The organism is Thermomonas sp. (genome assembly GCF_047606765.1).
In the GTDB taxonomy this organism is placed as follows: Bacteria; Pseudomonadota; Gammaproteobacteria; order Xanthomonadales; family Xanthomonadaceae; genus Thermomonas.
In genome coordinates this window covers 1-11,511 of sequence record NZ_JASGED010000012.1, presented here as the reverse complement: position 1 = coordinate 11,511, position 11,511 = coordinate 1, and the positions used below count along the sequence as shown (strand labels likewise).

10 protein-coding genes and 1 tRNA gene are annotated in these 11,511 nt (G+C 65.1%); 1 reads left to right on the top strand and 10 read right to left on the bottom strand.

Annotated elements, in window-relative coordinates; translation table 11 throughout:
• Position 1: 1 nt before the first annotated feature.
• The 6 genes from QM612_RS01370 to QM612_RS01345 form a co-directional block, all read right to left on the bottom strand.
• Positions 2-790: an ABC transporter permease gene (locus tag QM612_RS01370; RefSeq protein ID WP_415252101.1), complete on the bottom strand. Its 789-nt coding sequence runs from the start codon at positions 788-790 to the stop codon at positions 2-4.
• Between the two features lie 19 nt (positions 791-809).
• The gene (locus QM612_RS01365; RefSeq protein WP_415252100.1) at positions 810-2,696 is read right to left on the bottom strand and encodes a hypothetical protein; all 1,887 of its coding nucleotides are present in this window, start codon (positions 2,694-2,696) and stop codon (positions 810-812) included.
• 95 nt (positions 2,697-2,791) lie between these two features.
• Complete coding sequence (locus tag QM612_RS01360; protein WP_415252099.1) at positions 2,792-3,952, bottom strand: cystathionine gamma-synthase; 1,161 nt, start codon at positions 3,950-3,952, stop codon at positions 2,792-2,794.
• A gap of 16 nt (positions 3,953-3,968) precedes the next feature.
• On the bottom strand, positions 3,969-5,339 hold the full coding sequence (locus QM612_RS01355; RefSeq protein WP_415252154.1) for a pyridoxal-phosphate dependent enzyme: 1,371 nt from the start codon (positions 5,337-5,339) through the stop codon (positions 3,969-3,971).
• Positions 5,340-5,458: 119 nt separating this feature from the next.
• Positions 5,459-5,674 (bottom strand): YdcH family protein, encoded by a 216-nt coding sequence (locus QM612_RS01350; RefSeq protein ID WP_415252098.1) that lies wholly within the window; start codon positions 5,672-5,674, stop codon positions 5,459-5,461.
• Between the two features lie 424 nt (positions 5,675-6,098).
• Positions 6,099-7,373, bottom strand: coding sequence for an OmpA family protein (locus QM612_RS01345; RefSeq protein WP_415252097.1), 1,275 nt, complete (start codon positions 7,371-7,373; stop codon positions 6,099-6,101).
• An 81-nt stretch (positions 7,374-7,454) separates the two neighbouring features.
• Here QM612_RS01345 and QM612_RS01340 point away from each other — a divergent pair, with 81 nt between their 5' ends.
• A complete protein-coding gene (locus tag QM612_RS01340) occupies positions 7,455-8,561 on the top strand; it encodes a PilT/PilU family type 4a pilus ATPase (RefSeq protein ID WP_415252096.1) in 1,107 nt (368 codons plus the stop codon).
• 95 nt (positions 8,562-8,656) lie between these two features.
• Here the strand turns inward: QM612_RS01340 and maiA are convergent, their stop codons facing one another.
• From maiA to QM612_RS01320, 4 genes are all read right to left on the bottom strand, one after another.
• On the bottom strand, positions 8,657-9,325 hold the full coding sequence (gene maiA, locus QM612_RS01335; RefSeq protein WP_415252153.1) for a maleylacetoacetate isomerase: 669 nt from the start codon (positions 9,323-9,325) through the stop codon (positions 8,657-8,659).
• A gap of 93 nt (positions 9,326-9,418) precedes the next feature.
• The gene (locus QM612_RS01330; protein WP_415252095.1) at positions 9,419-10,408 is read right to left on the bottom strand and encodes a fumarylacetoacetate hydrolase family protein; all 990 of its coding nucleotides are present in this window, start codon (positions 10,406-10,408) and stop codon (positions 9,419-9,421) included.
• A 57-nt stretch (positions 10,409-10,465) separates the two neighbouring features.
• Positions 10,466-11,209, bottom strand: coding sequence for a 2OG-Fe dioxygenase family protein (locus tag QM612_RS01325; protein WP_415252094.1), 744 nt, complete (start codon positions 11,207-11,209; stop codon positions 10,466-10,468).
• 140 nt (positions 11,210-11,349) lie between these two features.
• Positions 11,350-11,424 (bottom strand) — tRNA-Gln (locus QM612_RS01320).
• Positions 11,425-11,511: the final 87 nt, after the last annotated feature.

The window sequence follows — 11,511 nt, the reverse complement described above, 5'->3', positions numbered from 1 at the left end:
CTCAGTTCCCGATGCGTTCGATGAGGATGGGCATGACGCGTCGGCCAAGCAGGAGCACCACTGCCAGCAGCAGGAACGTGACCGCAATCCAGACATACGAGGCAAGCGGAGCCACCGGCGCTTCCCCGAACAGGGGCGCTCTGGCCAGATTCAACAGTGCGCCCATCGGATTGATTCCGACGATTGCCACCAATGTTGGTGGCTGTTCAGCTGGCAGGCGGAAAAACACCGCGCCGGTGATCAGCAGGCCAAGCGAAATGCTTTGTATTCCCTTGCCGAAATCGGGGGACAGCGTCGAGAACGGCTGCAACAGTGCGCCGATGACGGCGCCATTGAGCAACGCGACCAATGCGAACGCCACGAAGCCAATGATCGCCCACGCCCCGGATTTCAGCAGGAATACCGCGAACAACGTGGCGAATACCAGCCGTAGTACCAATTGCGCCCCGGTGTAGAACAGGGTGATGAGGAACAGGGTGGAGGATCCGATCTCCGCGCGTGTCACCAGCGACTTGTTCGCCTTGACGGCATCCATTTGCCGGCGCAGGACTTCGAACCACGAATGCCAGATGCAGAAGCCGACGAACACGTACATGCCAAACTCGGCGTGGGATCCGATGAAGCCGCCACCGAACACCGGACGCATGAACACGACCAGCAAGGTATAGGCCAGCGGATAGCCTATGGGCCACAGCAGGCTCATCCGCGACACCTCGAAATCCGCGACCAGTTCGCGCCGCACCAGCATGGCCGCGACTTCGATTGATCTTGCGGCCCGGCGCAGGAACATGCGGATGCCCTTCGTCGGCTCAGGCATCCTGCCCATCCTCGATCCTGTCCATCGCCCTGGAGATGATCTTGTAAAGCGTCTGGCTGGCTGCATGGGGCCTCGACAGGTCCACCGCATGACGAGCCAGGAACCAGTCAACGAACCTGGAATAACGGGTCATGCGGATATCGGGGTCCTCGGTCACCGCCGCCTTCCATGCCTTCCAAAACGTGGCGGGCGTCGCGTGATGGGTAACCGCGTCGTACTCCACCCGCGCGAACGTGACGACCGGCCTGCCAACGATCAGCGCCTCGAAGCCAACCCCACTGTTCAACGTCACCACGCCGTGCGAGCAGCGCACCAGGTCATGGACGTTCGCATCGCTCCAATGGATGTGCGGCTGCCCCGACAGCGCCATGCGGTACTCATTGGCGCTCGCCCTGTTGGCGGGGTGCTCCTTCAACACCATCGCCATGCCTGCTTTGCCAAAGGCTTCGGCGGCGGCGAGCAACGCATCCAGTTGCGAAACATCGCTGAAGTTCCGGATCGACTGGTCATGCGGGATCTGCAACGGGAAGAATGCATATTTCCCGCTCGGGATCATGCCCTTCGAGAGCAGATCATCCCGCGACATCGATGGTGCCTGCGCCATCTTCGAGGCCAGTTCACCGCGGGCAAACCGCTCCCTGTAGTCGTCCCATGCACCGAGCACGGCACCCGGCAACCGATCCGCATCCACCGGATAGACCGAAGACGCCGCGCTCCAGCCGTCCTCATCAACGACGAACACGTGCCGGAAGAACTCCTGCATGTAGAAGGCCACGGGCGTCCGGCTGGTCTGGAACTCGGAACGACAGCGATGCGGAATGAACGCGAAGTCGAAACCATCCTGGTCCACGCGCGCAGGCGTGATATCCCATGCCGGTATCTCGATGGTGCTGACGAAATAGCCACTTCGGGTCAGTGCGTGGGACAGCGCCATCGTGAAGCGCTTCCACCACAAGCGCAGTTCGATGGCGTCCTCCGTCTGCGCCTGCGGGCCACCACGCCCCATCGCGCCTTCCTTCCACGGCAAGTCCAGTCGTGGCAGGTAGATGGCGAAGCTGCGCTTGCCACCCTTGCGGTCGAGCTTGAACATGCGGCCAAGAACCGAGTCAGGCTTCATCGCGGCGGTCCGGCTGATCGCGTCCCATTGCGCGTGCGCCCGCATCCTCAGCTCGGGATCGGGGTCGAAGCAGTTGCGCAACAGCATGTAGCCGAGATCGAGATCCTTGCGCTTGCCCTTGCCCGTCCAGATGACGGCGTCCTTCGCGAAATCCCAATCCACGTACTTCTGCTTGATGTTGCGCGCGACCACGTTGCCGGTGCCGGACTGCAGATGCCTGGCGAGGGCTTCCTGATCGGCATACCAGGTCGCTTCTCCCTTGCCGAACAACCCGAGCAAGTCATGCGCGACTGCCGAGAAGAACGCACGGGTCGAATCCAGCGGCCTCACCCACACCGCTCCTGCAGCAACGCGCAGATGCAGCGGATTGTTGCCGTCCTCAAGGCCGCGAATCGGCAGACACAGCTGGGCGTCTGCCTTGTCGGTGAAGTCCAGATCAATCGGGGCAACGAACACCCCGTCCGCATCCAGCACGAGGAATGGGGTTTCCGTTCGCTCCAGCAACTCGGCCAGGCGCACAAACCTGGCGCATGCGTAATAGGTGCGCATGGCCTCCGGGTCATCGAGCGTCACCGCCTCGCCGGTGACATGCAGGCGCGTTCCGGTGAGTGCATCGCCGAAATCAACCGCGCCCTGCAGTTCGTCTTCGCTCGCATTGACGATGTGCAGCACGAAATCGTAGCCGGGAGAGACAAGATCCATGCTGCTGATCAACGCCTTCGCATGCCGCAGGTAGGCAACATCGCAGGCGGCAAAGACCACCAACGGCGCGCCTTTCCACGCATCGACATCGCAATCCCGAACGAGCGTCCGCGAGAAATGCGTTCGTGCGGGAGATGGTGCTTGCGAAACTTGCTTCATGCGAGGGCATTCCCGAGATCGCGTTGCAAGTCTTCCACATCCTCCACCCCCACGCTCAACCGCACCAGTTCGTCGCCGATGCCGAGTTGTGCGCGGCGCGCGGGTGGAATCGACGCATGCGTCATCACCGCAGGATGATTCACCAGTGATTCCACGCCACCAAGGGATTCGGCCAGCGTGAACAGTTCAAGACGTTCGCAGAAGCGTTTGGCGGCATCGAAGCCGCCCTTCAGGCGGATGCTGAGCATGCCGCCAAAGCCGTCCATCTGCCGCTTCGCGAGTGCGTGGTGCGGGTGCGTTGGCAGACCCGGATAAATCACATCCTGCACGGCATCGTGGGTCTGCAACCACTGCGCCAGCGCCAGCGCATTGTCGCAGTGCGCGCGCATGCGCAGGTGCAGGGTCTTGAGGCCGCGCAGGGCGAGGAAGCTGTCGAACGGCCCCTGCACCGCGCCCACCGAGTTCTGCAGGAAGGCGAGTTGTTCCGCCAACTCAGTATTGTCACCGACCACCAGCATGCCGCCGACGATGTCGGAATGGCCGTTGAGGTATTTGGTGGCCGAGTGCATGACGATGTCGGCACCGTGTTCCAGCGGGCGTTGCAGGATCGGCGAGGCGAAGGTGTTATCGACGGCGACCAGCAGGCCGTGCTTTTTCGCGATGGCGGCAATCGCGGCGATATCGACGAGTTTCAGCAGCGGGTTGGTGGGCGTTTCGATCCAGACCAGCTTCGTCTTCGACGTGATCGCGGCTTCAAATGCAGCCGCATCGGTGAGGTCAACGAAGCTGAAATCCAGCCCGGCGCTGCGCCGGCGCACGCGCTCGAACAGGCGATAGCTGCCGCCGTAGAGGTCGTCCATCGCGATGACGTGGTCGCCGCTGTCCAGCAGTTCCAGCAGGGTCGAAGTGGCTGCAAGTCCGGACGCGAAGGCGTAGCCGCGCGTGCCGCCTTCAAGCGAAGCCACGCAGCGCTCGTAGGCGAAGCGCGTGGGGTTGTGTGTGCGCGAATACTCGAACCCCTGATGCACGCCCGGACTGGACTGCGCATAGGTGCTGGTGGCGTAGATCGGCTGCATCACCGCGCCAGTGGACGGGTCTGGCGACTGGCCACCGTGGATCGCCAGCGTGCCCTGCCCCATGTGCTTGTTGTTGCTCATCGCGCTTTCCTTGCGGTTACTGCACGCGGCGGCGCAGGAAGTTGAGCAGGTCGATGCGGGTAATCAGGCCGATGAAGCGTTCGCCTTCCATCACGATGGCGACGTGGCCGCGATCAAACACCGGCAGCAGCGATTCGATCGGTGCCTGCACGCCCACCTTGTCCAGCTTGCTCACCATCGCGGTGGAGACCGGATCGCGGAAGCGTGCTTCATCGCCATAGACATGCAGCAGCACGTCGGACTCATCGACGATGCCGACGATGCGCTCGCCTTCCATCACCGGCAACTGCGACACGTCGTACAGCTTCATGCGCTGCCATGCAGTGATGAGCAGATCGTTCGGGCCAACCACCACGGTGTCGCGCGCGGCGAACGGGCGCAGGATCAGGTCGCGCAGGTCGCCGTATTGCGCGCGCTCCAGGAAGCCGTTGTCCAGCATCCAGTAGTCGTTGTACATCTTCGACAAATACTTGTTACCGGTGTCGCAGACGAAGGTGAGCACGGACTTCGGTTCGGTCTGCTCGCGGCAATACTTCAACGCGGCGGCCAGCAACGTGCCGGTGGAGGAACCACCGAGGATGCCCTCCTTCGCCAGCAGTTCGCGCGCGGTCAGGAAGCTTTCCCTGTCGCTGATTGCGTACGCCTTCCTGACGCGGCTGAAGTCGGATACCGGCGGCAGGAAATCCTCGCCAATGCCTTCCACCATCCAGCTCGCCGACTTCTCGCTCAGCGTGCCGCGATTGATGTATTCCTCCAGGATCGAGCCGACCGGATCGGCCAGCACCAGTTCGGTCTCCGGCGATGCCTTGGCGAGGTAGCGCGACAGCCCGGTCATGGTGCCGCTGCTGCCGCAGCCGAACACGATGGCATCCAGCTTGCCGCCAAGTTGTTCCAGCAGTTCCGGGCCGGTGCCGGCCTCGTGCGCGGCGGGGTTGTCGGGGTTGCCGAACTGGTTGATGAAGTAGGCACCCGGCGTTTCGCGCGCAATGCGCTCGGCCATGTCCTGATAGTAGTCAGGATGCCCCTTGGCGACGTCGCTGCGGGTCAGCACCACCTCCGCCCCCATCGCCTTGAGGTTGAAGATCTTTTCCCGGCTCATCTTGTCCGGGACAACGAGGATCAGCTTGTAGCCCTTCTGCTGGGCCACCAGCGCAAGGCCAATCCCGGTATTGCCGGCGGTGCCTTCCACCAATGTGTCGCCGGGCTTGATGTCGCCGCGACGCTCCGCCGCTTCGATCATCGACAGGCCGATGCGGTCCTTGATCGAACCACCGGGGTTCTGGCTTTCCAGCTTCAGGTACAGCGTGCAGAGGCCGGCATCGAGGCGGCGGGCACGGATGATCGGGGTGTCGCCGATCAGTTCAAGGACGGAATCGTGGATCGCCATGGAACCCTGCGGCAGTGCGGCGGAGCCGGCCATTCTACCAGCGGGCCGAAACAGGCCCGTCAGCGTGATGGCGGGCAGCGGCGACCGACGAGGAGGCCGCGCGCCGCCCGCACAGGGGGTCAGTGGATGCTTTCGTACATTCGCAGCAGGCGTTCCTTGGCGGCGAGCTTCTCGCGCTTCATCTGGCCAAGTGTGGCGTCGTCAAGCGGCAACACGCCCAGTTCGGCGTCCAGCACCTGCTTGTTCAACTCCTGATGCCGGTAGTAGAGCTGCCTGAACTCGGGGCTCGCCTTCATCTTCGCTTCGACTTCGGCCTGCGGCTGTCCTTCGAACATGGAAACCTCCTGGTTCAACGATGCGCCGGGTGGCCCGTGGGCCTTGCCGGCGCGGGTGATGGCAGGTGGGGGCCTGCCGGGAATCCGCGACCGCAGATGCGGCCGCTGGAGAGCAATGGGGATGCAGAAACACGAACGCCCCGGCTGTGCGCAGCGCGGGGCGTTACGGGCATTGGGGGATTGCAGGGAGCCGGCCTTTCGATGCCACCGCCCCCTGCCGCCGCGATCCTGGCCTGCGGCGGCGGTCTTCGGGTTGTTGTCCAGCGGATCATGCATGGGCCGGTCTCCGACCGGGTGGCGAAGCGGCATCGCATGCCCCCGGGTATCCGACACTACGCCCGCCCTCGCCCGCCTGCAAGCCTTGGCGATGAACGGTGACGGCGCTGCTGCGGAACCGTGAAATCCCGGTTAAATATCTGTTTTTTCAGGGATTATCGGCCACGATGATCTCGACCCGGCGATTCTTCGCCCGGCCTGCGGCGGTGGTGTTGTCGGCCACGGGCTGCGCCTCGCCCATGCCCTGCGCACTGCTGCGATCACGCGCCAATCCGGCCTGCACCAGCGCCGCCCGCACCGCCTGCGCCCGGCGTTCGGACAGGGACTGGTTGGCTGCTTCCTCGCCCTGGCTGTCGGTATGGCCGATCACCTGCACCGCGCCGCCCGGCAGCGCCGCCAGGTAGATGCCCAGCGCCTTGACGCTGGCTGCCGCCTTTGCCGTCAGCTGCGCCTGCCCGGACGCAAACGCATCGCCGGCCAGCGTGAACACGTCGCCGCGCTCATCGCGACGCGCCGGTGGCAGGGAGGCGCCGGCCACCAGCTCGGCCTCCTTGCGTGCCAGCGCGGCTTCCTTTTCGCGCGCGGCGGCGACCTGCGCGCTGCGGTCGATCTGGGCACTGTCCAGCACCGCTTCGGCCTGCTCCGCCTGCGCCCGCAGGCGCGCGGCTTCCTCGGCCTGGATCTGGGCTTCGATGCGCAGGCGCTCGGCTTCGGCGCGGGCGCGGTCGGCGTCACGGCGGCTGGCTTCCACCAGCAATTCGGCGCGTTCGCGTTCCTGCCGCTCGATCTCGCGGCGTGCGGCTTCGACCCTTGCCGCCTGCTCGGCGATGCCGACCCGGCGCTCGGCCTGTGCCAGCGCCGCCGCCAGCGCACTGCGACGCGCCGCAGCCAGCGTCGCCAACGCCTGCCGGGCCTGCAGGCGCTCGTACTGTGCGAAGGGATTGAGCCGGTTGTCGGCATCCAGCGCCTGCATGCGCTGCTCCGCCGGCAGCGCCGGCACCGGGATGTCCAGCGGGTTCTGCGGCTCCGCACCGGCATCCAGCTGCAGGCGCGAACGCAACCCTGCGACCTCGGCCTGACGCTGCCGCAGTTCCGCACCGGTGCGCTCGGCACTGCTGCGCACCCGCGCCAGATCGGCCTCGGCGGCGGCAGCCAGCGCGGCCTCGCGGGCCTCGTCCGCACGCTTGCGCGCCATCGCGTCCTGCGCACGCTGCAGGGCGGAACGGGCGCGCTGCAATTCGGCGGGCGCGTACTGGTCGGCATCGGCTGCCTCTGCGCGGGAAACCGCCTGCGCGGCGGATTCCAGCTCGGCGGTGGGCGGAGGCAGGCTGGCGCAAGCCGTGACCAGCAGCACGGTAGCGGCATACAGGGTTGCGAACCGGGCAAGCCGGGAGGTACGCGAGTGTGCGAAGCTTGTCTGCATGGGAGCGCGGCGTCCTGGGTGTCCGCGATCATTGTGGGAAGCTGCCGGCCCCAGTGCAATGCCGGTCACGCAGGAGCAGGCATGGACATCGAGTATTTCCTCAAGCTCATGTCGGAGAAGAACGCCTCCGACATGTTCCTGACCACCGGCGCGCCGGTGAACATCAAGGTCGAAGGCGAGCTGATCCCGCTGGGTGATGCCACGCTGCCGACCGGCATGGTGCGCAAGATCGCCTACGCGCTGATGGACGAGGCGCAGACCGCCGAGTTCGAGCGCGAGCTTGAACTGAACATGGCGATTGCGCTGCAGAACTCGGGGCGTTTCCGCGTCAACGTGTTCCAGCAGCGCGGCGAAGTGGGCATGGTGATCCGCGCCATCCGCAGCGACATCCCCAGCATCGAGGAACTGCAACTGCCGCAGGTGCTGAAGGACATCATCATGGCCCCGCGCGGGCTGGTGCTGATCGTCGGTTCCACCGGCTCGGGCAAATCGACCACGCTGGCCTCGATGATCGACTATCGCAACACCACCAGCACCGGCCACATCCTCACCATCGAGGATCCGATCGAATACCTGCACCGGCACAAGAAATCCATCGTCAACCAGCGCGAGGTCGGGCTGGACACGCACAGCTTCCACGCCGCACTGAAGAACGCGATGCGCGAAGCACCCGACGTGATCCTGATCGGCGAAATCCGCGACGAACGCACCATGGAAGCGGCGATTGCCTTCGCCGAAACCGGCCACCTCTGCCTTGCCACACTGCACTCCAACAACGCCGACCAGACCATCGAGCGCATCCTCAACTTCTTCCCCGAGGGCGCGCACAAGAACGTGCTGATGAACCTGGCGCTGAACCTCAAGGCCGTGGTCAGCCAGCGGCTGGTGCTGGGCATCGACGGGCGGCGCATGCCGGCCACCGAAGTCCTCATCAACACGCCACTGATCCGCGACCTGCTCCGCCGTGGTCAGGTACACGAGGTCAAGATGGCGATGGAAGAATCGCTGCAGGAAGGCATGCAGAGCTTCGACCAGTGCCTGTTCCGCCTGTACAAGGAAGGCAAGATCGAGATGGAGGAAGCACTGAAGGCTGCCGACTCCCGCGACGGCCTGGCCCTGAAGTTCCGCCTGTCCGAAGGCGGTGGTGCCGAACACGACCCCTACGCGGACGTGTTCGCCTCGCATTGATCCGCGCGAGGTGCCGAGCTTGCTCGGTGCTGCTGGTGCGGGAGGTAGGTGCCGAGCTTGCTCGGCACTGGTGTTGCGGGGAGCAAGCTCCCCGCCTACACGGCACCGCCGGGAGCGTCCGGCTGATTCTCCGGCCGCGCGGCATCGAATGCGGGCAGCGCAAGGCAGGCTGCCTCGATCCGTTCGATGGCCGGGAACTGCGTCATGTCCACGCCGAAACGGCGCGCGTTGTAAACCTGCGGGATCAGGCAGCAGTCGGCAAGACCTGGCGTATCGCCTTCGCAGAAATCACCGGTGGATGGATGCCCGGCCAGCATCGCCTCCGCCGCGCGGAAGCCGGCTTCGATCCAGTGCTTCACCCATGCGTCGCGTTCCGGCTGCGGCACGCTCCACGCGCGCTCGAAGTGCTGCAGCACGCGCAGGTTGTTGAGCGGATGGATGTCGCAGGCCACCAGTTGCGACAGCGCGCGCACCCGGTGACGCTCGCGCGCGGTGGCCGGCAGCAGCGGCAGGTCGGGCCAGACTTCGTCCACGTATTCCAGGATTGCCAGCGACTGCGACAACCGCCGCTTGCCGTGCAGCAGCAGCGGCACCAGTTCCTGCGGATTGAGCTGGCGGTATTCCTCCGAATGCTGCTGGCCGCCGTCCTGCACCAGATGCACCGGCACGATCTCATGCACCAACTGCTTCTGGTTCAGGCCGATGCGCACGCGATAGGCCGCGCTGGAGCGCCAGTAGGAATACAGCCGCAGCGTTTCGGTCATCGCCATCCCATCGTATTCGCCTGCGCGAAACATTAGCGGCCACGCGCGGCGCGCGGAAGGCCGTTCGCCGGCCCGCCGCGACCGCCCGTGCAATCAGGGCGCAGGTTGATGCTCGATGCGCTGTTCGATGGCACCGAAAATGCTGTTGCCGGCCTTGTCCAATACTTCGATGCGGACGGTGTCGCCGAAGGACATGAACGGTGTCGATGGCTTGCCGTCGCGCAGGGTTTCCACCGTGCGCCGCTCGGCGAAGCAGGACGCGCCCAGCGCCGTGTCCTCGTTCGCCACCGTGCCCGATCCAACAATCGTGCCGGCAGACAGCGGCCGCGTTTTCGCGGCATGCGCCACCAGTTGGGCGAAGTCGAACTGCATGTCCACGCCGGCTTCCGGTGCGCCGAACCATTGCCCGTTGATGTGGGTGACAAGCGGCAGGTGCAGCTTGTTGCCCTGCCACGCATCGCCCAGTTCATCGGGCGTGACGAACACCGGGCTCAGCGCGCTGCGCGGCTTGGATTGCAGGAAGCCGAAGCCCTTGGCGAGTTCCGGCGGAATCAGGTTGCGCAGGCTTACATCGTTGACCAGCCCGACCAGCTGGATGTGCGCTGCCGCCTGTTCCGGCGTTGCCGCCATCGGCACGTCATCGGTGACGATCACGATCTCGGCTTCAAGGTCGATGCCGTAGTCCTCGCTGACCACCTTCACCGGATCGCGCGGGCCGTAGAAGCCGGCGCTGACCGCCTGGTACATCAGCGGATCGATGTAGAAACTTTCCGGCACCTCGGCCCCGCGCGCACGGCGCACGCGCGCGACGTGCGGCAGGTAGGCGCTGCCATCGACGAACTCGTAGGCACGCGGCAACGGCGCGGCCAGCGCCTGCATGTCGAGGTCGAACACGCCATCGGCATCGCCACCGTTCAACGATTCGTACAGCGCGTTGAGTCGCGGCGCAGCGGTTTCCCAGTCTTCCAGCGCGCGCTGCAGCGTCGGCGCGATGCCGGTCGCGCGTACCGCCTTCGACAAGTCCTTCGACACCACGATCAGGGTGCCGTCGCGCCCGCCTTCCTTCAGTGAACCCAGCTTCATTGCGGCCTCGCCATTGCGTGTTGCGTTTCGATGGTTGCAATTGTAACTGTATCGCGATCAATCGTCGCCCAGAAACGCCGACGCCCGGAACGTGACCACCAGCGTGTCGCGATACCCATAGTCCCCGACCGGCTGGATCGGGGTGGATTCGTGGATCACCCGCGCATCGTCCAGCAGCATCAGCGACCACGGCTCCGACAGGGTGAAGCGCTGGCCGTCCGGGCCACTGGCATCGAACACCCGCGTTTCCCCGCCCTTGATGCCATGCCGCCCGACCAGCAGCACGGCGACGAAATCCACGCCATCGCGATGCGCGCCTTCCGGCGTGGGCCGGCCCAGGCCATCGGCGGTGTCGATGCGGAACTGGTGGGCTTCGACATGCCACTTTGCGACCGGCATCCGCGCCGAGCACGCACCGGCCAGCGCCAGCAGCAATTTCGCCCACGCGGGCTGCGCGAGTGTGGACACGTCGATGGGCTCGAACCAGCGCTCCATGCCGCCGTGCAGGGCGTTGTACTCGACCGGCTGCCAGTGCCGGCGATGCGGCACCTGCGCCAGCGTTGCGCCTTCGACGATGAAGCAGGCATGCCGGCGCTTGCGATAGCGCCCGCCGTCCTTGAGGTAGTCGTCCTGCCGCAACTCATCCCAACTCGGTTCCAGCGCGCGCAGATCCTCCTGCGCAACACCCGCCAGCGTGGCGACGTCGGCAGCGGAAAGGATGGCGAAGCCCCGCGCGCACAACGCGGCATCAAGGCCGGCAAGCGGCACGCAGGGCGGCGGGAAACTGGTCACGGGCGGCATCAAACACGGCTCCAATCGATGGGGGATTGTCGCATCGCACGCGGTCGCAACGTGCATCCGGAACCATGTTCCAAAAACGCATGTCCGGAACATGGTTCCGGAAAAGACAAAACCCGCCTTGCGGCGGGTTTTGTCGTGTATGGCAGCCCCGGATGGATTCGAACCACCGAATGCCTGAGTCAGAGTCAGGTGCCTTACCGCTTGGCGACGGGGCTATGGAGCAAATTGTAACGCTGAACTTGATTCCGGATGAACACTGCGCCGAAGCGTTGTGTTCATTCGTCTTCTGGCTAAGGCGCGGC

Excerpts from the sequence above, each read along its gene's own strand:
- QM612_RS01370 (WP_415252101.1), bottom strand. The coding sequence starts at position 790 with ATGTTCCTGCGCCGGGCCGCAAGATCAATCGAAGTCGCGGCCATGCTG.
- QM612_RS01360 (WP_415252099.1), bottom strand. The coding sequence starts at position 3,952 with ATGAGCAACAACAAGCACATGGGGCAGGGCACGCTGGCGATCCACGGT.
- QM612_RS01355 (WP_415252154.1), bottom strand. The coding sequence starts at position 5,339 with ATGGCGATCCACGATTCCGTCCTTGAACTGATCGGCGACACCCCGATC.
- QM612_RS01350 (WP_415252098.1), bottom strand. The coding sequence starts at position 5,674 with ATGTTCGAAGGACAGCCGCAGGCCGAAGTCGAAGCGAAGATGAAGGCG.
- QM612_RS01345 (WP_415252097.1), bottom strand. The coding sequence starts at position 7,373 with ATGCAGACAAGCTTCGCACACTCGCGTACCTCCCGGCTTGCCCGGTTC.
- QM612_RS01340 (WP_415252096.1), top strand. The coding sequence starts at position 7,455 with ATGGACATCGAGTATTTCCTCAAGCTCATGTCGGAGAAGAACGCCTCC.
- maiA (WP_415252153.1), bottom strand. The coding sequence starts at position 9,325 with ATGACCGAAACGCTGCGGCTGTATTCCTACTGGCGCTCCAGCGCGGCC.
- QM612_RS01330 (WP_415252095.1), bottom strand. The coding sequence starts at position 10,408 with ATGAAGCTGGGTTCACTGAAGGAAGGCGGGCGCGACGGCACCCTGATC.
- QM612_RS01325 (WP_415252094.1), bottom strand. The coding sequence starts at position 11,209 with ATGCCGCCCGTGACCAGTTTCCCGCCGCCCTGCGTGCCGCTTGCCGGC.